Below are 23,283 nucleotides of genomic sequence, written 5' to 3' on the forward strand. Positions count from 1 at the left end.
GGCGCAAGGGCCCGGCGCGGGCGCCGGACGGGCTGGGTTCACAAGCCTGACATCTTGGCAGGCCCGCAGGCAATCCGACAGCGGGTCAGGCCCGAGGAAAGGAAACGCTGGTGACCAAACGCTGCGAGCCGGCCGTTTTCATTGCCCGGACGGGGCCGACGCCGAGGGCGCGGCCGGCACCGGGCCGGGTGCCACCGGTCGGGTCGCGCCGTTCCAGCCGCCATACAGCGGCATCGGCAGCCGCACAGGGCTGATGTCCAGGTAGAGGTTGGTGACGGTGAACTGCTCGCCGCCGAACTCCTCGGTGCTCCAGCCCAGCGAGTCCGAGCCCTTGTAGAGCCGGAACAGGAAGCCCAGCTCGGCCAGCGGGTCGCTGGTGCGCGGCAGCACGTCGAAGGCCAGGCCCTTGACCTCCTTGTGCACGCTGTCGATCAGGCGGCTCATCGCGTTGGAGATGGTCGAGTCGCCCAGCATGTCGAGGTGAAAGACATCCTCGATGACGTTGGGCTTGAAGTTGGGCGATTCGGCGTCGTGCAGCTCGCCGCGCAGCTTCGGGGCCGACGGCGTCGCCGAACGGGCCCGCATGTGATAACGGTCGCCATGCTCCAGGTAGGACAGGCGCGCGCCCTGCACGTTGAAGGCGCCCAGCGAGGGGTCGTTCCTAGCCTCGGTCAGGTCGACGATCAGCGCGCCGCGGTCGCCGATGACCTCGATCTCGTCGCCACGGATGACGGCCGCCGTGTTCTCGTCCACGCCCAGGCCCAGCTTGTAGCCCTTGGCCATCATCAGCGGGATCATGCGGCCGAAGCGGCCCCGCTTCAGAAAGTGCTGGTCGACGAACAGGTGCGGGCCGACGAAGCCCAGGCCCCGGTCGATCTGCTTGCCGTCCGAAAAACGGCCCTTGAGGATGTTGATGTTGCTCGGCGGGTCACGGAACATCACCGTGCTCATGATCGCCGCGCCGGCCGAGGTGCCGGCGATGACGCCGCCCTTGCGGTAGACGTCCCAGATGGCTTCCAGCATGGGCGTGCTCTGGCCGCCGGGCTGCAGCACATCGACGATGCGCTCCTGCACGCCGCCGGTGAAGAAGATGCCCTTGGCGGCCTTGACCTTGGCGATCAGGGCGGGGTCGCGCACGACCTTGCTCAGATCCACCCACAGGAACTTGGGCGCCACCGGCAGCGCCTCGGCCACGGCACCGCGGCGCTGCAGCAGGTCCACGATCTGCTTGGCGCTGGCTTCGGGATCCTCGCTGGCCGTGCCGAAGACGACGAAGCGTGCGCCCTTGCCGCCGGCGAGCTGCACGATGCGCTGCCAGACCTCGTCGTTGTCGGCCTTCAGCGCGCCACCGATGGGCACGGCATAGCCGCGGATGGCGGGTTCGGTGTCGATGACGGGGGCCAGCGCGGCGGTTGGCGCCGGTTTGGCGGTTGCGGGCGCGGCAGTACGGGGCGCGGAGGCCGGCGCAGACGGGCGCAGCAGCCTGAAGCCCTGCGGCGCGCTCGCAGCCGGCGCCGCCGTCGGGGGGGCCGCTTGCACGCCCATGGCCACGGCCATTGCCGCCACACCCGCCCAGATCCATGCCCTCATGCCCACAACCCTCCTTGGTCAGACCGCGCATGATGACAGAGCCCCGATGACGGATTCGCCCCTAATTCGAACGACGCGCGGCGTGGCGTGCGCGAGACGATCCTCCCGAGGTAGGACGGGCGCCTACCGAGACCGTGCCTAGACTGCGCTGAACCACTCCGGGAGATCCGTTGATGCATGCCCCCCGCCCTTCCCGCATCGCCGTCGCCGCGGCCTTGCTCGCGCTGGCGCACGCCGCCCAGGCCCAATCGACGCTGGAGAGAGTCGAGGTCACCGGCACGGCGATCAAGCGCATCGACGGTGAAACAGCATTGCCGGTGCAGGTCATCACCCGCGCCGAGATCGACAAGGCAGGCGTGACGACGGCGGCCGAGCTGATCGCGCGCATCAGCGCCAGCGCCAACAACCTGACCGACGGCGGCAGCGTCGCCTACGGTGGCTTTCGCGATCAGATGGGTTTCAACGCGGCCAACCTGCGCGGCCTGGGCGTGTCGTCCACGCTGGTGTTGCTGAACGGCCGCCGCATGGCCAACTTCGCGTCGCCCGGCGACGCGGCCGGCGTGGACCTCAACAGCATCCCGGCCTCCGCCATCCAGCGCGTCGAGATCCTGCTGGATGGTGCCTCGTCGCTGTACGGCTCGGACGCCATCGGCGGCGTCATCAACTTCATCACGCGCAAGGATTTCTCCGGCGTCGAGATCAACGCGCTGGCCGGCACCACCACCGAGGGCGGCGGCGCCAGCAAGCGTTCGGCGACGCTGGCAGGCGGCATCGGCGACTACGGCCGCCAGGGTTTCAACGTGATGGCCGTGCTGGATGTGCAGAAGACCACCAGCCTCAACGCGTCGCGCCGCAAGTTCATCAAGGAACTGGACATCCCGGGCCGCCTGCCCGACCTGCTGTCCAGCGCCAGCTTCCCCGGCAACATCCTGCTGGACCAGAACCTGCCGGATTCGGACCAGCGCGACACGCTGATCGCCGACGGCTACAAGGCCAACGGCAAGGACGTCATCAGCACCTACCGCATCAACCCCTCCGCCGCCACGGGCTGCGCCCCCGCCAACGGCAGCCTCTACCTGCCCACCGGCATCGGCGGCGTCGACGGCTGCACCTTCGACTACATGCGCGACATCGAGCTGTACCCGAAGTCCAACAAGAGCAGCCTGTTCAGCCGCGGCGTCTTCAACCTGGGCGGCGGCCACCAGCTGTTCGTCGAGGCCTCGCTGGCGCGCGCACGCACCTTCTACACGGGCACGCCCAACCGCGTGGACGCCGAGATGGACGTGTCGCTGGTGCCGGCCCTGAAGAACAGCAGCCTGGCCAACTTCGACGCGGATGACGAGCGACGCATCCTCGTCGTCCGCACCCGCCTGACCGAAGCCGGCCTGCGCGTCAGCGAGCTGGTGTCGTCGGCCAACCGCTTCCTGGTGGGCACCAACGGCCTGCTGGGCGGCTGGGACTATGAGTGGGCGCTGAACCACAGCACCAGCAAGGTCTCCGACCGCGACTACCAGGGCTATCTGAACGAGCAGATGGTCATGGACGGCTTTGCCGCCGGCACGCTGAACGCGTTCGGCCCCTCAAGCGCGGCCGGCCTGGCGCTGTACGAGAAGGCGCAGATCCGCGGCGAGGTGCGCCGCGCCACCGGCACGATGGACGCGCTGGACTTCAAGGCCTCCAAGGCGCTCATGCCGCTGGCCGGCGGCGACCTGGCCGTCGCCTTCGGCGGCGAACTGCGCCGCGAGAAGCAGAACTACCACCAGTCCGACGCGCTGAAGCAGGATCTGATCCTGGGTGAATCCTCGCAAGGCCCGGACTCCGATTTCGGCAAGTCGCGCAAGGTCAGCGCCGCCTTCGCCGAGATCAGCGCCCCGGTCACCAAGCAGCTGGAGCTGCAAGCCGCGCTGCGCTACGAGCGCTACCAGGTCAGCGGCGGTGCGGCCAGCCCCAAGGTCGGCCTGAAGTACGTGCCCATGCCGGAGCTGCTGCTGCGCGCCTCCGTCGGCCGGGGCTTCCGGGCGCCCAGCATGTCGGACCTCTACCGCCCGCTCACGCAAGGCAATTCCGCCACGCTGGTCGACCCGGTCTGCCTGGCGGCCGACCCGGAAAACACGCCCACCGACTGCTCCGACATCTGGACCACGCTGAACTACAGCAATGCCAAGCTCAAGCCGGAGAAGTCGCGCCAGTTCTCTCTTGGCGCCGTGTTCGAGCCGCGGCGCGGCGTCAGCCTCAACGTCGACTACTGGAACATCGAGAAGACCAACCTGATCAGCACGCTGGGCGTGGACGTGATCCTGGGCAACCTCGCCAAGTACGGCAACCTCGTGCACCGCGACGAAGACAACGACATCGAGGCCATCGACCTCATCAAGGAGAACCGCGGCAAGCAGCGCATCTCCGGCCTGGACCTGGGTGTGTCGCTGAGCAACCTGAAGACCGGCTTCGGCCAGTTCGGCCTGCGCCTGAACGGCACGCTGACGCTGAAGTCGCAGCAGCAGACCGGCGACGGCGACCCCTTCGTCAGCAACCTGGGCGTCTTCATCAACGACGGCGTCGTGCAGCGCTGGCGGCACACGCTGAGCCTGGACTGGGAGCAAGGCCCCTTCTCGGCGACGGTGTCCAACAGCTACCTGCAGGGCTACGACGACCAGCACATCATCGGCAAGCCCGACATCAAGGTGGGCGCCTATTCGCTGTGGAACCTGTCTGGCGGCTGGGACGTGACCAAGTCGCTGACGCTGCGCGCCGGTGTGCAGAACCTGTTCGACAAGTCGCCGCCGTTCTCGCAGCAGGCCTACTTCTTCCTGTCCGGCTACGACCCGAGCTACACCGACACGCGCGGCCGCTACGTCTACGCCAGCCTGAAGTACGCGTTCAGGTAACCAGTTCGCGCACCCAATCCGGCAAGGCGATGGCCTTGTCGGTCGCCGCGTCGAACCACAGCGTCGTCGCGCCGCCTTCGGCGTAGATGACGCCCGGCTCATCCACGCGCTCCAGCGTGATCCAGGTCTCGAAGCTGGTGCGGCCGGGGGCGCTGACGTAGTGCTTCGCCAGCACTTCGCCCGGGCATTTGAGCTGGCGATAGAAGTTGCAGAAGGCGTTGACGATGACCGGCCCCTGCCCGCCCGGGTTGGGCGGCGCGCCGATGGCGGCCAGCCAGTCGACACGCGCGATTTCCAGGTAGCGGAAATACAGCGTGTTGTTGATGTGGCCCATCGCGTCCATGTCGCCCCAGCGCATGGGGATGCGGATCTCGAAGGTCAGCTTCTTCTCGGCCGGGACGAGATACCTCATGGCGCGTCTTTGGGGGTCATGCCCAGCTCGGCCGCGATGCGGTTGACGAGACTGCGCAGCGAGGCAACTTCTGCGCGCAGCAGCGCGACCTCCTCGTCACGCGGCTGCGCCGCCGCGACGGCATGCTCGACGGACGCGACCGGCCCGCACAGCAGATGCGCCCAGCGGGCCTCGCGCGCACCGGGCGCCTTGGCCAGCTTGACGGCAAAAGGCACTTCGCGCTCGGCAAGCTCTTCGAGGAAGCCTTCCACCGATGACACGTCCGCAAAGCGGTGCAGCCGCTCGGTGTTCTGGCGCAGCTCGGCCGCCGTCTGCGGGCCGCGCAGCATCAGCTGCGTCAGCAGCGCCATCGCCGCGCCGGGCACGCCCAGGCCGCGCGCCGCGTTGTGCTCGTAGCGCACCACACGGCTGCCGCTCACGGTGGTGACCAGGTGCAGCGCCTTCAGCTCCTCCACCGTGGCCAGCACCTCGGCCTCGCTGACGTCCATCACCGGGTCGCGCGCCGTCTTCTGGTTGCAGCCGGCGGTCAATGCATTGGCCGACAGCGGGTAGCTGTCCGGCACCGTGCTTTCCTTCTCGACAAGCACCGCGAGCACGCGGGCCTCCAACGGGGTCAGGTCACGCCGGCTCATCAAACACCGAATCCGTCGTCAGCCTGAATCACCGCGCCATTGATGAAATGGCTCTCGTTGGCGCACAGCATCAGCAGCGCCGTGTCCAGGTCCTTGGGCTGGCCCACGCGCTTCCTGGGCAGCAGCTCGACGAGCTTCCTGCCCTGCTCGGTGCCCCAGTGGTGGTGGTTGATCTCGGTGTCGATGTAGCCCGGGCAGATCGCATTCACATTGATGCCGTACTTGCCCCACTCCAGGGCCATCGCGCGCGTCATGTGGATGACGGCGGCCTTGCTCATCGCATACACGCCAATCTGGCCCAGCACGCGCAGGCCGGCCATGGAAGCCACGTTGACGATGCGCCCGCCGATGAAGGTGCCTGGCGCCGAGCCGCGCGCGCGGGCCAGCATGCGCTTGCCCACCTCCTGCGCGACGAAGAATGCGCCGCGCGTGTTGGTGTCCATCACGTGGTCGTAGTCGTTCTCCGTCACGTCGGTGAGCCGCTGCGTCCTGCTGACGCCCGAGTTGTTGATCAGGATGTCCAGCGTGCCGACCTCGGTCTCCGCGTGAGCCACCGCCGACTTGATGCTGGCCACGTCCGTCACGTCCAGTTCCACGACGTGGGCGTCGCCGCCACCGCCCTCGATCTCGGCTCGCAGGTCTTTCAGCCGCTCGACGCGCCGGCCTGCCAACACGACGCAGGCGCCGGCCTGGGACAAGGTCTTCGCGAACTGCGCGCCGAGGCCGCTGGACGCGCCGGTGACCAGGGCCACGCGGCCTTCGAGGTTGATCGAGTAACTCATGAGACTGCTTTCTGAGTGGGTTGCACCGATCCTACCGGCCTAGGCTTGCCATACTAAAAAAGCACGACCGTTCGATTTGCGATCCAGCCTCTCTAGAATCGCGCGCAATTCAAAGTTACCGGAGACCTGCATGACATCCGAAGAAATCCTGGCCCAGTTCGGCCCCCGTGAGTCCATGGAGTACGACGTGGTCGTCGTCGGCGGCGGCCCCGCGGGCCTGGCAACGGCCATTCGCCTCAAGCAGATCAAGCCCGACGCCAACATCGTCGTGCTCGAGAAGGGCTCGGAGCCCGGCGCGCACATCCTGTCGGGCGCCGTGATGGACCCCCGCGCGATCACCGAGCTGTTCCCGAACTGGAAGGAACTCGGCGCCCCGCTGAACCAGGCCGTCGCCAGCGATGACGTGCTGTTCCTGTCGGAGACTGGCAGCCAGCGCACGCCCGATTGGCTGGTGCCGCGCAACTTCCACAACCACGGCTGCTACGTCATCAGCCTGTCCGACGTCGTCAAGTGGATGGCGCAGCAGGCCGAGAACCTGGGCATCGAGATCTTCCCGGGTTTTGCCGCGGCCGAGGTGCTGTATGACGAGCAAGGCCGCGTGAAGGGCGTGGCCACCGGCAACATGGGCCTGGGCAAGGACGGCGAGCCGACCGACCACTTCCAGCTCGGCATGGAGTTGCTCGGCAAGTACACGGTCTTTGCCGAAGGCGCGCGCGGCCACCTGGGCAAGCAGTTGCTGGAGAAGTTCAAGCTGACCGAAGGCAAGGACACGCAGACCTATGCCATCGGCATCAAGGAGCTGTGGGAGATCCCGGCCGACAAGGCCCAGCCCGGCAAAGTGGTGCACACCGCCGGCTGGCCGATGGAGGGCGACACTTTTGGCGGTGGCTTCCTGTACCACCTGGAGGGCAACAAGGTCACGCTGGGCTTCGTCATCGGCCTGGACTACGACAACCCCTACCTCAGCCCGTTCGAGGAGATGCAGCGCTGGAAGGCCCACCCCGCCATCCGCGCTCACATCGAGGGCGGCAAGCGCATCGGTTATGGCGCCCGGGCCATCAACAACGGCACGCCGCAGGCGCTGCCCAAGACGGTGTTCCCCGGTGGCTGCCTGATCGGCTGCGACGCCGGCTACCTGAACGCTGCCCGCATCAAGGGCAGCCACGCGGCCATCAAGAGCGGCATGCTGGCCGCCGAGGCGCTGGCGCCCGCGCTGGACGCTGGCCGCGCCCAGGACGAGCTGACGGCCTACCCCGAGGCCTTCGAGAAGAGCTGGCTGAACGAGGAGCTGCAGCAGACGCGCAACTTCAAGCTGTGGTTCAAGAAGGGCAAGACCACGGGCCAGTTGATGACCGGCATCGAGCAATGGCTGCTGCCCAAGCTGGGTGTCACCAACCCGCCGTGGACGCTGCACAACCACAAGGGCGACCACCAGTCGCTGCGCCCGGCCGCCGAGTGCAAGCCCATCGCCTACCCCAAGCCGGATGGCAAGCTGACCTTCGACCGCCTGTCGTCGGTGTTCATCTCCAACACCAACCACGAAGAGAACCAGCCGGCCCACCTGACGCTGAAGAACAACTCGGTGCCGGTGCAGGTCAACCTCGCCAAGTACGCCGGCCCCGAGAGCCGCTACTGCCCGGCGGGCGTGTACGAGTTCGTGCCCAACGAGGGCGGTAGCGGCGAGCGCCTGCAGATCAACGCGCAGAACTGCGTGCACTGCAAGACCTGCGACATCAAGGACCCGACGCAGAACATCGTCTGGGTCACGCCCGAGGGCGGCGGTGGCCCTAACTACGCCGGCATGTAGACTCCTGGCACGCAAGCCGCAAGCCAGCACTCCCCCAGGGGGTGCTGGCTTTTTTGTTTGCCAACCGACCGCCGAGCCGGCGGTCCCCCGTCGCCGTTATCACCCCATGCGTTCGACCTTCCTCGCCCCGCTGGTGCTGCTGGCCGCCGCGCTTTGCGCTCGGCACGCCGCAGGCCAAGTGCCTGACACCCCGCCCCTGCTGAAGCCGCTGACGGCCAGCGAAGCCTTCGGCGGCGCCAGCCTCACGGAACCTCAGCTCTCGCCGGACGGCCGCTATCTGGCGTTGCTGGCCGATCACCAGGGCCGCATGGTGCTGAACGTCTACGACCTGGAACGAGGCCGCTATGAATCGCACATCGGCTACAGCGACGCCGACATCGCCCAGCCCCGATGGCTGGGCAGCGGGCACCTGTTGTTCACGCTGGCCCAGCATGGCCAGAGCCGCGAGACGCTGACGGTGAAGGGTGGCCTGTTCGTCACCACCCGCGATGGGCGGCAACAGCGCAAGCTGCACGCCAGCCTGAACGCTTTCAGGAATCGCAACCTGCACCACTACACGCAGATGTGGCCGCTGCAGACGATACCGGGCAGCGACGAAGAGTTCATCGCCGCTTGCAACGACGTCGACGAGCACAGCACGGACGTTTACCGCGTCAACGCCGTGACGGGCAAGCGCGTGCTGCTGACGGACCAGCGCCCGCCCCGCACTCAGGACTGGGTGCTAGACGCCCGCCATCAGCCCCGCGTCGCGATCAGCGGCGTGGCCGACACGCCCGAACGGGTCGTCCACTACCGTGACCCCGACGGCAAATGGCGCGAACTGTGGCGCTACCACCTGATGCGCGGCGACGTCCGCCGCCCGCTGAGCGTCGAGGCAGACGGCAAGCTGCTGGTGGCCACGAACGAGGGCCGCGACACCACGGCGCTGCGTGAGTACGACCCCGCCACAGGCCAATGGGGCGAGGTGCTCATCGAGCATCCGCAGTTCGACGTGGCCATCGACGCCACGGGTGACGAGGTCGGTGCGCTGCTGCGCGATGAAGTCAGCGGCGAGCTGCTGGGCGTGCGCATCGATGCGGCCCGCCCGGTCTTCGCGTGGATGGACGCGCGCCGCCGCAAGCTGCAAGACCTCGTCGACCAGACGCTGCCTGGTCGCATCAACGTGCTGCAGTTCTCCAGCTCGCCGCTGGTGTTCGTTAGCTCGCGCTCCGACACCGAGCAGGCCCGCTGGTATTTTCTGGACAGCCGCAGCGGCGAGCTGCGCAGCGTGCTGAGTGTGCAGCCCGGCCTAGACCCCAGGCGCGTGCCCGCCACCGAAACCCTCGCGCTGCGCAGCCGCGACGGCCTGACGCTGTTCAGCCTGCTGCTGCGCCCACCGCTGACCGCCGCGGGCACGCCACTGCCTGCCATCGTGCTGGTGCATGGCGGGCCTTGGGTGCGCGGCGCCGTCTGGGGTGACGCCTTCGGCGACATAGCCACGGCCCGCTGGCTGGCCTCGCGGGGTTACGTCGTGCTGCTGCCCAGCTTCCGCGGTAGCACGGGGTTCGGCAAGCACTTCGTGCACGTGGCGCGCCGGCAGTTCGGCAAGGCGATGCAGGACGATCTCGACGACGCCATCGATGCCATCGTCCAGCGTGGCGACGCCGACCCGGCGCGGCTGTGCATCATGGGCGGCAGCTACGGCGGCTACGCCAGCCTGATGGCCGTTGCGCGCAGCCCCGACCGCTACCGCTGCGCCGTCGCGGGCTTTCCGGTCTCGGACCTGGCGCTGCAGCTCAGTTCGAGCTGGAGCGACCTGTCACGCCACCAAGAGGCCCGCGAGTTCTGGATCGACATGGTGGGCGACCCGGACAAGGACCGCGCGGCGCTGGACGCGGTGTCACCGCGCCACTTGGCCGCGCGCATCAAGGCCAAGGTGATGATCCATGCCGGCATGCAGGACGCCCGCACGCCGCTGGAGCAGTCCAAGGTCATGCGCGACGCGCTCAGGAAAGCCGGCAATCCGCCGTTGTGGCTGGCCAAATATGGCGAAGGGCATGGCTACAGCCTCACGGTGAACCACGGCGAGATGCTGCAGATGCTGGAACCCTTTCTGGCCGAACACCTTGCGCCAGCCCAGGCCCACCGATAGACTGTTTTTTCATACAGCTTGAGCCCGGAGGGCAGCGTGAGCGAAGGAAAGATCAGGGTCGGCATCGGCGGCTGGAACTTCGAGCCGTGGCGCGACAACTTCTACCCCAAGGGCTGGCCGCAGGCCCGCGAGCTGCAGTACGCCAGCGGCCGGCTGACGGCCATCGAGATCAACAGCACCTACTACGGCGCGCAGAAGCCGGCCACTTTTGCCAAGTGGCGCAGCGAGACACCCGACGGCTTCATGTTCTCGCTGAAGGCCATCCGCTTCGCGACGCAGCGTCGCGTGCTGGCCGACGGCGCCGACTCCATCAAGCGCTTCATCGACAGCGGCATCGCCGAGCTGGGCGACAAGCTGGGCCCTGTCGTGTGGCAACTGGCACCGACCCACAAGTTCGATGCCGCTGACCTCACCGCCTTCCTGGAACTGCTGCCTGCCAGCGTCGACGGCCTGAAGCTGCGCCACGTGCTGGATGTGCGGCATGCGAGCTTCCAGTGCCCGGAGTACCTGGCCCTCGCCCGCCAGTACAAGGCTGCGACGGTGTTCACCGAGTCCGACGACTATCCCGCCATCGCCGAGCCGACGGGCGAGTTCGTCTACACACGCATCATGCGCACGCACTCGGACGAGCCGCTGGGCTGCAAGCCGGAGGTGTTCCCGGCGCTGGCCAGCGCGGCGCAGGCCTGGGCCCAAGGCGGCGAACCGGATGGCGTGCCGCGCATCGAGCCGGCGCCGGCGGAAGCGTCCGCGCCGCGCGACGTGTTCATGTTCTTCATCAGCGGCGCCAAGGAGCGCGCGCCGCATGCCGCGATGGCGCTGCGTCGCGCGCTGGGCGAGACGGTCCCGGCCTGAACCCTAGTTCGCCCCCGCCACCGGCTCCGCCGCGCGCGCGACCACCTCGACGGGCGGGCGCGGCGCGATGTGGTCACGGAAATAGGCCTGCACGCCCTCCGCCGTCACGGCCTGCAACCCGGCGACTTCGGCCCGCATGGCGTCCTTCATGCGCGGGTCCGCCTGGATGCGCGCCAGCCAGCTGACCCAGTACGACGGGCTCTCGGGCTCCTTCAGCACACTCTCCACGCGGGGTTGCCGGGCACGCTGCAGTTCGTCGGCGCTGACGGGCCGCTCGGCCAGCTCGCGCAGCTGCGCGTGCAGCAACTCGCGGACCGCGTCGAACTTCTGCGGTGGCATTTCGACGTTCACGACAAAGCGCCCCGAACCCGGAATATCCAGCGAGGCGGAGGCGCCTGCCAGCGGCGAGTAGGTGATGCCCAGCTTCGCACGCACGGTGTCCACCAGGCGGGCCCGCAGCACCGCACCGGCCACACGGCCGGTGTACGACAGCGCCGGATCCGTCCAGTGGTCGGGCATGGCCCAGTACCAGCCCAGCACCGCCTGGTCCGCCCGACCGCGGTGGTAGACCACGTAGGGCGCACCGCCGCCCGCCACGGGCTCGGCCTTCAGCGCGGCACGCGGCTGACGTGGCCGCTCGTCACCCGCCCCGAAAGTGGCCTGCACCGCGGCGATGGCAGCTTCTTCCGTCACGTCGCCGACGATGACGATGTCGGGGGCGCTGGCCAGCGCGGGCTTCAGGATGGCGGGCAGTTCACCGGCCCGCGTGGCCCTCACGTCGGCCGCGCTGGGCTGCAGCCCCAAGCGCGCATCGCCGCGGTTCATGACGCGCGCGACCTCGCGCTCGTGGATTGCGGCGGGCCGCGCCTCCAGCGAGGCCACCTGAGATCCGCCCAGCGCGGCCAGCTTTTCGCCGAACTCGGGGCGAAAGCCGGGATCGCGCGCATGGGCCGCCAGCAACTGCAGCTGCGCCAGCAGGTCGGCGGGGCGGGTCATGCCGGACAGCGTGAAAGCATGCTGGCCCACGCCGAAGCCGACCGCGAGGCGCTTGCCACTGCGCTGCTGCCACTGCTGGATTTCCGCCGCCGACCGCTGGCCGGTGCCGCCCAAGCTCACGGCCGGGCCCAGAGCCCAGATGGCATGCCAATGCCTGGCCGCGATGCCGGCACGCCCCTGGCCCAGTTGAACCCGTACGCTCACCCAGTCCTTCTGCTGCGAGGTGCTCTTGATGACCAGCCGCGCGCCGTTGGCGAACTGGACATTCGTCGTGCCCAGCTCGACGTCCTGCGTGCGGGCGACGATGGCGCTGGGCTGGCCGAAGTCCGTGTAAGGCCAGTCCGCCACCGCGACGGCCGCCGGCTCAGCGATCGGCCGCGTCATCGCATGGACCAGCTGCTGGGTCACCTTCTCCACGCCGAAGGCGCCGGACTGGGTGCTGCGGAACAGCAGCGGCTGCGTGCCGCCGAAACAGTCGCGCAGCGCGGCGGTCAGCTCTTCGGGCTGCAGGCTGGCCAGCAGCGGCTCCGTCTCGGTCATCGCCTGCTGCGCGCTCAGATAGGGCGCGTGCGGCTGGACGGCATTGATGAGCCGGTCCGCAATGGCCGCGTGCGGACGCGTGGGTTCCTGGGCCAGTCGGGCCTGCATCTGGCTGCGCACGCCCGGCAGCAGGCGCTGCATGTCAGCCTCGGTCAAGCCATGGACCAGCAGTTGCCGCAGCTCTGTGACCACCGCGTCGAGCGCGTCGGTCCATCGCCCCGGTTGCGCCTGCACTGCCAACTGGGCCACCCCGGCCACCCGGTAGACGGAGGCTTGCACGCTGGCCGCGGCACCGATCAAGGGGCTGCCCGGCTGTTGCGCCCGATCGCGCAAACGCTGGTTGAGCGCGCTGACGGCCAGGCCCTGGACGAGGAACTCACGCGACACCGCCGGCGTGTGCGGGCGGATGTCCACCGGCCGCAGCCAGGTCAGCGCGAGCGTGCCCGGAGCGTCGGCGGCCACGAACTCGACGACCGGCCGTGTCGGCTTGGCCACGCCCAGGTCGGGCGTGTCAGGCGGCGTGGCGTTGCGCCAATCGGAAAACCGCTCGCGGATCTGCCGCTCCACGGCGTCCACGTCGATGTTGCCCACGACGATCAGCGTCGCGTTGTCGGGCCGGTAGTTGGCCGTGTAGTAGCGGCGCAGGCGCTCGGCCGTGGCGGCCTGGACGGTCTCGATGCGGCCGATGGGCGGGCGCTGCGCCACCCGCGTCCCCTCCAGCTGCTGCTGCACCTGCGCGACGGCGACCCGCCGCGCCGGCACGTCGCGCACGCGTTCCTCGGACAGGATGACACCCTTCTCCTGCTCGATGAGCTGCGGGTTCAGCTTCAGCCGCTCGCCGATCTCGCGGAACAGCAGCAACCCCGTGTCCAGCGCGGCTGCGTCGGCCCTGGGGAAGTTGAAGTGGTAGATCGTCTGGTCCAGACTCGTGGAGGCGTTGGTGTCGGCACCGAAACGCAGCCCCTGGCGCTCCAGCATGCGAACGACCTCGCCGTCCGGCACGTTGGCGCTGCCACGGAAGGCCATGTGCTCCAGGAAGTGGGACAACCCCAGCTCCTCGTCGCGCTCCTGCAGCGAGCCTGAACCGATGCGCATGCGCATGGCCACGCCGTCCTTGGGTGTCTCGTTGTGCTGGAGGGCGTAGCGCAGCCCGTTGGGCAGGCGCCCGAAGCGCACGGCCGGGTCCGGCGTGCGCTGCGACATCTCGAAACCCCATGGAGGACCGGCCGTGGCCAGCGCGCGGACTGGAGGTGCCGTGACGGGCTCGTCGGCCAGCGCCTGCGACGCCGGCAGCGGCAGCGCCAGCGCAAGCCACGCAGCAAGGCGGAGCATGGTCTTCGTGCGGCTTGTCTCGTTCATGCGGTGTTCTTGTCGGGCCTGATGTCGGCCGGACGGTAGCGCCGCGGCGCTGCAAAGCCGGATCAAGCGCTTGCGCGTTTGATGGGTGATATTCACGCGCCGACACCGCGAGGCCGTCGCGCCGGCCTGCCCCCCCGGTGGGCTCCCTCGCGCCGCAGCGGTTCGGCCGCTCAACCCTCCAGCCGCGCCATCCACGCGGCTGTCGCGCGGTCCTCGCCGCGCTCCGACGCCGCCAGTGCGTCGCGGATGCGCCGGCGCTCCGTGGCCGCGCGGTTCTGGCTCATCTTCAGCTTCAGCTCCCAGCGCGTCACGCGGATGCGAAAGCCGACGATGGCGCCCAGCAGCTTGTGCTGGTAGTCCTCCTTCAGCCCGCGCCACTGCTCGGCGTACTCGGGCTCGAAGCGGCCGATGAGGCGCTTCAGCAGCGCATCCTTGTCGGCCTGGCCGTCGATCAGTTCGACGTCGCCATAGGCGTGCAGCGCCGCGTAGTTCCAGGTCGGCACGTTCTGCACGCTGTCGTAATGGCTCGGGCTCACGTAGGCGCTCGGCCCGCTGAAGACGGCCAGCAGCTGCTTCTGGCTGGACAGCCAGCCCCAATGCGGATTGGCCCGTGCCATGTGGCCTTCCAGCGTCAGCGCCTCGCCGTCCGCCTTGGCGATCAGCGGCAGATGGCTGCCAAAGCTCTGGCCCTGCGCATCCGGCCCCAGCACCAGCGCCAGCGGATGGTCATCGATCAGCTTCAGCGCCAGCGCGAAATCGTCGGACTTGAAATGAGTGGGCAGGTACACAGCGGCTCCAGGCAAGACAAGGGGTGCCGATCAAGCGGCGCGCCCCATAAACGGGCATTCACGGGTGTTCGGGCCGGTGGCAGCGCCTGGCCCGCAAGGCCGCATTCTCACTTTGCGTGACGGCTTTGGCCTGATCGCGCAGTCCAGCCTCGCAAACGCCGCAATCCCATGCATGCTGCTGCCCGCGAGGCCTGGCTGCGATGGACAGCGCCCGCAGGAACACATCCCCGGAGGACTGCAGCGCGATGAACAAGGTCTGGCACAAAGGCTTGCCCTTCAGCCCTGAGGTGGCGCCGTATCTGCGCCGCATGACGCTGGTCGACGAGCACCGCGAGGCGCTGCAGCGGCTGCAAGGCGTCTGGGACAGCCTGGCGCTGCTGGGCCAGATGAGCGGCACGGCCACCGACATCGCGCAGACGCGCACCGCCTTCCAGGACCTCACCACCACGCTGCTGGACAGCCTGGCGCGGCGGCTGCGGGCGCATGCGCTGGCGCGCATGGACAGCCGGGCCCGCGTGAGCATCGACATCCTCGTGCGCAACCTGTTCGAGCGCACGGCCGATGTGGGCTTCCTGGCGTCGGACGGCCCGCTGTGCGCCCACGCCGCGCTGGACCCCGCCGCCCCCGGCCACGCGGCCAGCCGCGCGGCGCTGCAGTCACGCTTTGCGGCCTACACCGCCAAGTACTCGGTCTACGACGACGTCATCGTGCTGTCTCCCCGCGGCGAGGTGCTGGCGCGGCAGGACGAAGGCATCGACGCGCCCGTCTGCAACGAGGCCTGGGTCGCCGAGGCGCTGGTGTCGGACGCGCCCTATGTCGAACGCTACGGCCCGACGGCATTGCTGGGCGGCCGCGCGGGCCTGGTCTACGCCCGCGCGCTGCGCACGCCGGCCGGCGTCGTGGGACTGCTGTGCCTGTCCTTCCGCCTGGCGGACGAGATGTCGGCCGTGTTCCGCCAGTTGCTGGCCGGGCAGGACGAGCACGCAGTCATCTGCCTGCTGGACGCCGACCAGCGCGTGCTGCAGAGCTCGGACGCCTGGCAGGTCCCGCCCGGCGCGCGGCTGCAAGCCAAGGGTGAGCGCGTGCTGTTCGCCGGCCGCGACTACCTCTGCGCCACCGCCCGCGCCAGCGGCTACGAAGGCTATATGGGCCCGCCGGGCTGGACCGCCTGCGTGCTGACGCCGCTGGAGTGGGCTTTCGACGTCGAGGACGACCTGGCCCTCAGCGACGAGTTGCGCCGGCTGGGCGAAGCCATAGACACCCGCCAGCTGTTCGACGCCGAGCTGCAAGACATCCCGCTGGAGGCGCGCCGCATCCAGCGCAACCTGTCGCGCACGCTGTGGAACGGCAAGCTGCGCAGCCATGCCCGCCCGGGAGCCGGCACGGGCAACGGCCAGAACGGCAACGGCTTCGCGACGACGCTGCTCAACGAGGTGCAGCGCACCGGCGGGCAGCTGCGCCAGGTGTTCGAGCAGGCCATCGCCAAGCTGCAGAACTCGACGCTGGCAGCGGTCTTCGACGGCGCGCTGTTCCAGGCGCGGCTGGCCATCGACATCATGGACCGCAACCTCTACGAGCGCGCCAACGACTGCCGCTGGTGGGCGCTGGACGTGCGCCTGCAGCGCGCGCTCGCCGCCCAGGGCACGCCGCAGGCCGCCGCCGCCGCGGCCGAGGCGCAGCAGGTGCTGCAACACATCAACGGCCTGTACACCGTCTACTCGCTGCTGCTGGTGTTCGACGCACAAGGCCAGGTCGTCGCCGTGTCTGACCCGGCCCGCAGCCGGCTCGTGGGCCAGAGGCTGGACGCACCGTGGGTGCGCGCCGCGCTGGCGCTGCGCGACCCGGAGCGCCATGTCGTCTCGCGCCACGAGGCCACCGCGCTGTACGAGGCGCCCGGCGCGGCCAGCCAGCCCACCTACGTCTACGCCACGACGCTGCAGCACGGCGGCCAGGTGGTGGGCGGCATCGCCATCGTCTTCGATGGCGCACCACAGTTCGCGGCCATGCTGCGCGACGCGCTGCCGGCATCGACGGCCGAGACTGCAGCGCTGCAGCCCGCCGGCCTGTTCGTCACGCGGGACGGCCGCATCGTCGCCAGCTCGGACGCGCGCTGGCCGGCCGGCACGCAGGCGCCGCTGTCCCCCACCGCGCTGGCCGACCTGGCCGGCATGGGCGCGGGCCAGACGCTGCGCTGCGAGCTGGACATCGGCGGCATGGTCCACGCGGCCGGCATCGCCATGTCCCAGGGCTACCGCGAATACAAGCAGGGCCAAGCACCATCCAGCGAAGACGTGGCCGCCGTGCTGTTGCAGCCGCTGGGCCCGCGCGTGCCGACGCAGTCCGGCGCGGTCGATGCCGGCTTCGTGCCGCCAGCGGCGCAGGCCGGCGATCAAAGCCTGGACATCGCCGCCTTCAGCGTGGCCGGCGAATGGCTGGGCCTGCCCGCGGCACTGCTGGTCGAGGCGCTGGAGCAGCCGCGCCTGACGGCCCTGCCCAATGCGCCGCGTGCGCTGGTGGGCATGCTGCAGCATGGCGGCCGCATGCTGCCGGTCCTGGACCTGAGCCTGGCCATGTACGGCCGCACCGCCGACGCGCGCGAGGCGCCGGTCGTCATCTGCCGCAACGAGGCCGGGCAGAGCCTGGCGCTGCGCGTGGAGGAACTGGGACCCGTGTTCAGCATCGCGGCCGGCCAGGCCCTGCCCAGCCCGGGCAACCGCGCCCGGCTCGTGCGCGGCGCCGACGCATCGCCTCACCGCATGCTGACGCTGCTGACTGCCCAGGACTTGTGGGCCCACATCGGCATGCACATCGAGCCCGAGCCCGGCCAGGCTGCATTGCCGGCACCCTGAGCCACCCCTGGCAGCCACCGCCTTCTATGATTTCGCCATGCCCCTGTCCGACGCCGTCGTCACGCCACCGCCCGCCGCCGAAGCCCTGCTGACGCTGCGCCCCCCCAGCGCCTCGCGCGACGAGCAGGTGGCCGTCGAGATGCCCGTCGCACTGACGGTCAACGGCGTCTCCCAGGCCGTCATGCTGGCCACACCGGCCGACCTGGAGGACTTCGCGCTCGGCTTTGCGCTCAGCGAGGGCTGGATCACGTCGCGCCACGAGCTGCTGGACATTGACGTGCTGACCCTGCCCGACGGCATGGAGCTGGCACTGCGCGTGACAGCCGCGCGCGAGCAGCACCTGAAGGCGCGCCGCCGCCTGCTGGCCGGCCGCACCGGCTGCGGCCTGTGCGGGCTGGAGAGCCTGGCCCAGGTCGGGGCCGTGCAGCCCGCGCCGGTGCAGGCGCCGGTGCTGAGCGACGGTGCGCTGGACCGCGCGCTGGCCGGGCTGCATGCGGCCCAGGTGTTGAACGCACGCTGCGGCGGCCTGCACGGCGCCGCCTGGTGCCGGCCCAGCGGCGAGCTGCTGCTGGCGCGCGAGGACATCGGCCGCCACAACGCGCTGGACAAGCTGGCAGGCGCCCTCGCCCGCCAAGATGCGGACCCGCGCGACGGCTTCGTGCTGATGTCCAGCCGCGCCAGCTTCGAGCTCGTGCACAAGACCGCCATGGCCGGCGCCGGCCTGCTGGCCTGCATGTCGGCCCCCAGCAGCCTGGCCGTGGAGACGGCACGCACGCTCGGCGTGCAGCTCTGGGCCTTCGTGCGCGAAGGCCGCGCGACACGCTACACCTGAGGCGGCCCTACCGCGCCAACGCCGGCTGCGCCTCGCCCTCGCCCGCCTGGAAGCAGCGCATGACGATCTGGTCGCGCCCGGCATGCTTGGCGTCGTACAGGGCCGCGTCCGCCGCGGCATACATGGCCTCGGGCGTCAGCCGCGACGTGGGCGCGGCCCACCACGCCAGGCCGAAGCTGGCCGTGACGACGCGGAACGGGCTTTGCGCGTGCGGCAGCGCCAGCGCGTGCAACGCGGCACAGAGCTGGCCAACGAAGCTCTGCGCGGCCTCGGCCGAGGTGGCCGAGAAGATGACGCCGAATTCCTCGCCTCCCAGGCGGAACAGAGCGTCGGTGGAGCGCTTGAGGCTGTCCTTGAGCTGTTGGGCGAGCGCCTTCAGCACGGCGTCTCCGGCCTGGTGGCCGTAGTGGTCGTTGTAGGCCTTGAAGTGGTCCACGTCGAGCATGCACAGCGCCACGGCCTGGCCGCGCTGGGCGCCGGCCAGCGCGGCCAGGCAGACGTCATTGAAATGCCGCCGGTTGAAGGCACCGGTCAGCGCGTCCTGGATGGCCAGGTCGCGCAGCTGCCGGTTCGCGGCTTCGAGCGCGCGGGCGTCGTCCTGCAGGCGCTGCTCATCGGCCTTGCGGCGCGAGATGTCCATGTGCGTGCCGGCCAGGCGCAGTGGGCGACCGTCGGCGGCGCGTTCGAAGATGCTGCCGTTGCTCTGCACCCAGACCCAGTGCCCATCGGCATGGCGCATGCGGAACTCGGCCGTGTAGCGCTCCTCCTCGCCATCGAAATGGCGCTTCATCGCCGTGTGGGCCTCGATGAGGTCGCCGACATGGCACAGCCGCTCCCAGGTCGTGCCGGTGATGGGCTCCAGTTCGGCGCGGCTGCGCCCCAGCATCTGCGCCCAGCGCTCGTTGACGATCAGCCGGCCGCTGTCGATGTGCCAGTCCCAGGTGCCGGCGGCCGTGCCGTCCAGCACATTGGCCATGCGCTGGCGGTCCTCGGCCAGCACGGCCTCGGTGCGCTCCAGCCGGCGGCGGATGACGAGGCTGCGTGCCACGGCCAGCCCCACCAGCAGCGTCGCGATGGCACCGGCGGCCAGGGCCAGCAGCGGCAGTTCATCGTGCCCTGCGCCGACGAAGCTCGCGCGCGGCCGCATCACCAGTTGCCAGGCCCGGCCACCCACGTCGACGCTGAGCGCCGTGTCGTGCTCGTCCGAATGGAAGGGCTCGCTGCCGGCGGAGGAGTAGATGAGGCGGTGGCGCTCGTCCTGGTCGAAGACGAACAAGTCCAGCCCGTTCGCGTCGGCCCGCAGCGCCGCCTCGCGCATCAGCCCTGACACCTCGACGACACCGGCCAGGAAGCCCAGCAGCTCGGCCCGCCTGGCCTCCACGCCGGCCGGCTGGGCCGAGCGATAGACCGGTGCCGACACGGCAAAGCCCGTCAGCGCCGGGCCCGACTGGCCGCGCCGGATCAGCCCGAAAGTCTCGGAGGCCACCGGCGAGCCGGCATCGCGGGCCAGCTGCTTGGAGCGCATGCGGCGCGGGTCGAAGGCCATGTCCACGCCCAGCGCCGCCGCGGACTCGGGCCAGGAATACAGCACCGGCACATGCACCTCGCGCGACCGCGCGGGAACGAAGCCATCGCTCTCGTACTCCGTCGCGGGCTCGACGACGCGGTAGCCCGGCTGCTCCAGCGCCGCGCGGCGCTCGAACTCGGCCAGCGCCGTGTCGGGCACCAGGGGCTGCCACTCCAGCAGCGTCAACGCCGATGACTCGCTGAGCAGGCTGGCGCCGAAGCGGGTGAACTGCGCACGCGTCGGCAGGCCCTGGGCCGACATCATCTGGCCGCTGACGTGCAGCGCCTCGACGGCGCGCACCAGTTGCAGGTCGAACGCGCCGACGACGCTCTGGCCCATCGCGTTCAGCAACTCGCGCTGCTGGCTGGCCGCCTTCTGCGACAGCGACCGGTAGGCCGTCACACTGCCGACCAGGCCCACCGCCACCAGCACCGCCACGAGGGCGCAATCCAGCAGCAGCGGCAACAGCCGGCCCGGCGCATGCTTCATGGCTTGGCTCCGAGCAGCGTCACGAGGCGCTCATAGAACAAGGCCTGCTGGCGCAGGTACTGGGCGGGATCGGGAATCGCACGGATGCGCGGCGCGGCGCCCAAGGCTTCAGTGCCGGCTTGCCACTCGGGGTCGTCGACGACATGGTCCAGCACGGCGCGCCAACGCGCGACCACCTCGGCCGGCATGCCCGGCGGGCCCAGCAGCGCCGACCAGCCCTGCAGCTGCTGCATGTCGCGCAGGCCCAGCTCGGCCGCGTTCTGCAGGCGCGGCAAAGCCCTGAGCCGGCCATGCGCCGTCGTCATCAGCCCCCGCAGCACGCCGGACTGCACCAGCGGCACGACGCTGCGCGCGTTGTTGCAGCTGAAGTCCGCCTCCCCGTCGAGCAGCGCCTGCGTCACCTGCGAGCCCTGGCTGAAATGCACCGGCCGCGCCGCATCAGGCGGCAGCCCGCTGAGGGCCAGCAGGTAGCGCACGGCCAGGTTCTGCAGCGTGCCGGCGCCGGCCGCGCTGTAGCGCATGCGGCCCGGCGCCGCGGCGATCGCGGCCTGCAGCTCGCGCACGGAGGTGATCGGCGACCCGGCGCGAACGGCGCAAACGAGCGGCGCCTGGTCCAGCACCGCCAGCACCGTGAAGTCGGTCGATGGCAACGCCGTCTGCGGCGCCAAGGCCGGCAGGATGGCGACATTGCCGACGCGCGCCAGCAGCAGCGTGCGGCCATCAGGCGGCGCCGCCTTCACCGCGCGGCTGGCAGCGCCACCAGACTCGGCGGTCAGGTAGATGGTCTCGATGGCCAGTCCGCCGCCCGGCATGCGCGCGGCACTGCGCAGGAAGTTCCGTGCCGAACCGTCGGCCTCACCGCCGGCGTTGAACGGCACATAAAGGCGCACCGCACTCGCGGTGGAGGCGGCTGCCGGCGCGGGAGGCGCGGCCTGCGGCGCCGTCGCTTGCGCACGCGCAGCCACCGCGCCACCGGCCAGCAGCAGGCCAGCCAGTGTCAGCTCCAAGACGCGACATCGCCCCAATCGATTTATTCTCATGAACGCCTCAGGCGCATCATAAATAATCGAATCAGCCCTTGAATTGGCAAATTTGATCGCAAATCGATCAATTCGTCACGGCTCGGGCAAAAGAAAAGCCCGCTGGCGCGGGCTTCAATGGGTTGTGCTTGGCGGAGTCGGAGGGATTCGAACCCTCGATGCAGGTTTTGCCCACATACTCCCTTAGCAGGGGAGCACCTTCGGCCACTCGGTCACGACTCCAGCACAGCCGCGCATTCTATACCAGCACAGCGGGCTCTCAGAGAGAAATCAGTCGATCATCGGCATCTCGGCACGCTGTGGGCCGAGACGGGCCGCTCCCCCGAGCCGGCCAGCGCTGGCGATGGGCTTGCCGGTCGATCCGGCGAGCATCGCCTTCCCTCGCACAGCGACCAAAGTACAACTTGGTCGAGGCGCCGGCTTCAGGCCGCCGCGACTTCCTGGTCGAGGTCGAAGGCCTTGTGCAGCGCGCGCACGGCCAGCTCCATGTACTTCTCGTCGATGACGACGCTGGTCTTGATCTCGCTCGTGGAGATCATCTGGATGTTGATGCCCTCCTCGCTCAGCGCGCGGAACATCTTGCTGGCCACGCCCACGTGCGAGCGCATGCCGATGCCGACGATGGAGACCTTGCAGATCTTCGGGTCACCGACGACCTTGCTGGCGTTGGTGGCCGGGCCGACGGTGTTCTGCAGCAGCTCCATCGTGCGCGCGTAGTCGTTGCGGTGCACGGTGAAGGAGAAGTCGGTCTTGCCGTCGTGCGAGACGTTCTGGATGATGACGTCGATGTCGATGTTGGCCTCGGCCACCGGGCCCAGGATCTGGAAGGCGATGCCCGGCTTGTCGGGCACGCCCAGCAGCGTCACCTTGGCCTCGTCACGGTTGAAGGCAATGCCCGAAACGACGGCTTGTTCCATTTTTTCGTCCTCTTCAAAACTGATCAGGGTGCCGGACTTGGCTTCCTCGTTGATGTCGATGTCCCACGCCGTGAAGCTTGACAGCACGCGCAGCGGCACGCGGTACTTGCCGGCAAACTCCACCGAGCGGATCTGCAGGATCTTGGAGCCCAGCGACGCCATCTCCAGCATCTCTTCGAAGCTGATGGTGTGCAGGCGGCGCGCCTCAGGCACGATGCGCGGGTCGGTCGTGTAGACGCCGTCCACGTCGGTGTAGATCAGGCACTCGTCGGCCTTCATTGCGGCGGCGATGGCCACGGCCGAGGTGTCCGAACCACCGCGGCCCAGCGTCGTGATGTTGTTGTCGGCGTCTATGCCCTGGAAGCCGGCGATGACGACGACCTTGCCGGCGGCCAGGTCCTCGCGCACGCGCTTGTCGTCGATGCTCTCGATGCGGGCCTTGGTGTATGACGAGTCCGTCGACACCGGCACCTGCCAACCCGTGTAGCTGACCGACTGCACGCCCTCGGCCTGCAGCGCGATGGCCAGCAACCCCACCGACACCTGCTCGCCAGTGGCCGCGATCATGTCCAGCTCGCGGTTGACCTCGGGCGTCACGCTGCTAGGTGCCAACTCCTTGGCCAGGCCCAGCAGGCGGTTGGTCTCGCCGCTCATCGCCGAAGGCACGACCACCATCTGATGGCCGGCCCGCGCCCATTTGGCGACGCGCTTCGCCACGTTGCGAATGCGATCGGTGGACCCCATCGAGGTGCCGCCGTACTTGTGGACGATCAGAGCCATGTGTTTGAGCGAAGGCTGAAGACGGAGCCGCCAGG

The 23,283-nt window shown here is 69.4% G+C and carries 15 protein-coding genes and 1 tRNA gene; 6 read left to right on the forward strand and 10 right to left on the reverse strand.

The window, feature by feature from the left end; all coding sequences use genetic code 11:
- Nucleotides 1-138: 138 nt before the first annotated feature.
- A complete protein-coding gene (locus AC1D29_RS23355) occupies nt 139-1,590 on the reverse strand; it encodes a cyanophycinase (RefSeq protein WP_477901948.1) in 1,452 nt (483 codons plus the stop codon).
- Nucleotides 1,591-1,763: 173 nt separating this feature from the next.
- Between AC1D29_RS23355 and AC1D29_RS23360 the strand changes: the two genes are divergently transcribed.
- Complete coding sequence (locus tag AC1D29_RS23360) at nt 1,764-4,475, forward strand: TonB-dependent receptor (protein ID WP_477901950.1); 2,712 nt, start codon at nt 1,764-1,766, stop codon at nt 4,473-4,475.
- On the opposite strand, the gene AC1D29_RS23365 is transcribed toward AC1D29_RS23360, so the two are convergent.
- The 3 genes from AC1D29_RS23365 to AC1D29_RS23375 are packed head-to-tail and all read right to left on the reverse strand — an operon-like array spanning nt 4,468 to nt 6,301.
- Nucleotides 4,468-4,887: an acyl-CoA thioesterase gene (locus AC1D29_RS23365; RefSeq protein WP_477901952.1), complete on the reverse strand. Its 420-nt coding sequence runs from the start codon at nt 4,885-4,887 to the stop codon at nt 4,468-4,470. The genes AC1D29_RS23360 and AC1D29_RS23365 overlap by 8 nt on opposite strands.
- Nucleotides 4,884-5,519: a YceH family protein gene (locus AC1D29_RS23370; RefSeq protein WP_477901954.1), complete on the reverse strand. Its 636-nt coding sequence runs from the start codon at nt 5,517-5,519 to the stop codon at nt 4,884-4,886. The genes AC1D29_RS23365 and AC1D29_RS23370 overlap by 4 nt, the downstream gene beginning before the upstream one ends.
- Nucleotides 5,519-6,301 (reverse strand): SDR family oxidoreductase, encoded by a 783-nt coding sequence (locus AC1D29_RS23375; RefSeq protein ID WP_477901956.1) that lies wholly within the window; start codon nt 6,299-6,301, stop codon nt 5,519-5,521. The genes AC1D29_RS23370 and AC1D29_RS23375 overlap by 1 nt, the downstream gene beginning before the upstream one ends.
- Nucleotides 6,302-6,431: 130 nt before the next feature.
- Between AC1D29_RS23375 and AC1D29_RS23380 the strand changes: the two genes are divergently transcribed.
- The 3 genes from AC1D29_RS23380 (at nt 6,432) to AC1D29_RS23390 (ending at nt 11,091) form a co-directional block, all read left to right on the forward strand.
- Entirely contained in the window at nt 6,432-8,108 is a 1,677-nt protein-coding gene (locus AC1D29_RS23380; RefSeq protein WP_477901958.1) for an electron transfer flavoprotein-ubiquinone oxidoreductase, read from the forward strand.
- Nucleotides 8,109-8,214: 106 nt separating this feature from the next.
- Nucleotides 8,215-10,239: a S9 family peptidase gene (locus tag AC1D29_RS23385; RefSeq protein WP_477901960.1), complete on the forward strand. Its 2,025-nt coding sequence runs from the start codon at nt 8,215-8,217 to the stop codon at nt 10,237-10,239.
- Between the two features lie 36 nt (nt 10,240-10,275).
- Nucleotides 10,276-11,091 (forward strand): DUF72 domain-containing protein, encoded by an 816-nt coding sequence (locus AC1D29_RS23390; RefSeq protein ID WP_477901962.1) that lies wholly within the window; start codon nt 10,276-10,278, stop codon nt 11,089-11,091.
- 3 nt (nt 11,092-11,094) lie between these two features.
- On the opposite strand, the gene AC1D29_RS23395 is transcribed toward AC1D29_RS23390, so the two are convergent.
- Together AC1D29_RS23395 and AC1D29_RS23400 are read right to left on the reverse strand one after the other, a co-directional pair.
- On the reverse strand, nt 11,095-13,986 hold the full coding sequence (locus AC1D29_RS23395; RefSeq protein ID WP_477901964.1) for a M16 family metallopeptidase: 2,892 nt from the start codon (nt 13,984-13,986) through the stop codon (nt 11,095-11,097).
- A gap of 170 nt (nt 13,987-14,156) precedes the next feature.
- Nucleotides 14,157-14,774 carry an FMN-binding negative transcriptional regulator gene (locus AC1D29_RS23400; RefSeq protein ID WP_477901966.1) on the reverse strand — a complete coding sequence of 206 codons (618 nt, stop codon included), beginning with the start codon at nt 14,772-14,774 and terminating at the stop codon, nt 14,157-14,159.
- A 245-nt stretch (nt 14,775-15,019) separates the two neighbouring features.
- On the opposite strand from AC1D29_RS23400, the gene AC1D29_RS23405 reads away from it, so the two are divergent.
- Both AC1D29_RS23405 and fdhD read left to right on the forward strand, forming a co-directional pair.
- On the forward strand, nt 15,020-17,623 hold the full coding sequence (locus AC1D29_RS23405; RefSeq protein ID WP_477901968.1) for a chemotaxis protein CheW: 2,604 nt from the start codon (nt 15,020-15,022) through the stop codon (nt 17,621-17,623).
- Nucleotides 17,624-17,660: 37 nt separating this feature from the next.
- On the forward strand, nt 17,661-18,455 hold the full coding sequence (gene fdhD, locus AC1D29_RS23410) for a formate dehydrogenase accessory sulfurtransferase FdhD (protein WP_477901970.1): 795 nt from the start codon (nt 17,661-17,663) through the stop codon (nt 18,453-18,455).
- 7 nt (nt 18,456-18,462) lie between these two features.
- Here fdhD and AC1D29_RS23415 read toward each other — a convergent pair whose 3' ends face one another.
- From AC1D29_RS23415 to AC1D29_RS23430, 4 genes are all read right to left on the reverse strand, one after another.
- On the reverse strand, nt 18,463-20,511 hold the full coding sequence (locus tag AC1D29_RS23415; RefSeq protein WP_477901972.1) for a sensor domain-containing diguanylate cyclase: 2,049 nt from the start codon (nt 20,509-20,511) through the stop codon (nt 18,463-18,465).
- Nucleotides 20,508-21,518 (reverse strand): tripartite tricarboxylate transporter substrate binding protein, encoded by a 1,011-nt coding sequence (locus AC1D29_RS23420; protein ID WP_477901974.1) that lies wholly within the window; start codon nt 21,516-21,518, stop codon nt 20,508-20,510. Before AC1D29_RS23420 ends, AC1D29_RS23415 begins: the two co-directional genes overlap by 4 nt.
- Before the next feature lie 162 nt (nt 21,519-21,680).
- A tRNA-Ser gene (locus AC1D29_RS23425) sits at nt 21,681-21,773 on the reverse strand.
- Between the two features lie 200 nt (nt 21,774-21,973).
- Nucleotides 21,974-23,248 (reverse strand): aspartate kinase, encoded by a 1,275-nt coding sequence (locus tag AC1D29_RS23430; RefSeq protein WP_477901976.1) that lies wholly within the window; start codon nt 23,246-23,248, stop codon nt 21,974-21,976.
- Nucleotides 23,249-23,283 lie beyond the last annotated feature (35 nt).

Source organism: Roseateles sp. P1_C6 (assembly GCF_056406315.1).

Excerpts from the sequence above, each read along its gene's own strand:
- AC1D29_RS23365 (WP_477901952.1), bottom strand. The coding sequence starts at position 4,887 with ATGAGGTATCTCGTCCCGGCCGAGAAGAAGCTGACCTTCGAGATCCGC.
- AC1D29_RS23415 (WP_477901972.1), bottom strand. The coding sequence starts at position 20,511 with ATGAAGCATGCGCCGGGCCGGCTGTTGCCGCTGCTGCTGGATTGCGCC.
- AC1D29_RS23355 (WP_477901948.1), bottom strand. The coding sequence starts at position 1,590 with ATGAGGGCATGGATCTGGGCGGGTGTGGCGGCAATGGCCGTGGCCATG.
- AC1D29_RS23395 (WP_477901964.1), bottom strand. The coding sequence starts at position 13,986 with ATGAACGAGACAAGCCGCACGAAGACCATGCTCCGCCTTGCTGCGTGG.
- AC1D29_RS23430 (WP_477901976.1), bottom strand. The coding sequence starts at position 23,248 with ATGGCTCTGATCGTCCACAAGTACGGCGGCACCTCGATGGGGTCCACC.
- AC1D29_RS23380 (WP_477901958.1), top strand. The coding sequence starts at position 6,432 with ATGACATCCGAAGAAATCCTGGCCCAGTTCGGCCCCCGTGAGTCCATG.
- AC1D29_RS23375 (WP_477901956.1), bottom strand. The coding sequence starts at position 6,301 with ATGAGTTACTCGATCAACCTCGAAGGCCGCGTGGCCCTGGTCACCGGC.
- AC1D29_RS23405 (WP_477901968.1), top strand. The coding sequence starts at position 15,020 with ATGAACAAGGTCTGGCACAAAGGCTTGCCCTTCAGCCCTGAGGTGGCG.
- AC1D29_RS23385 (WP_477901960.1), top strand. The coding sequence starts at position 8,215 with ATGCGTTCGACCTTCCTCGCCCCGCTGGTGCTGCTGGCCGCCGCGCTT.
- AC1D29_RS23360 (WP_477901950.1), top strand. The coding sequence starts at position 1,764 with ATGCATGCCCCCCGCCCTTCCCGCATCGCCGTCGCCGCGGCCTTGCTC.
- fdhD (WP_477901970.1), top strand. The coding sequence starts at position 17,661 with ATGCCCCTGTCCGACGCCGTCGTCACGCCACCGCCCGCCGCCGAAGCC.
- AC1D29_RS23370 (WP_477901954.1), bottom strand. The coding sequence starts at position 5,519 with ATGAGCCGGCGTGACCTGACCCCGTTGGAGGCCCGCGTGCTCGCGGTG.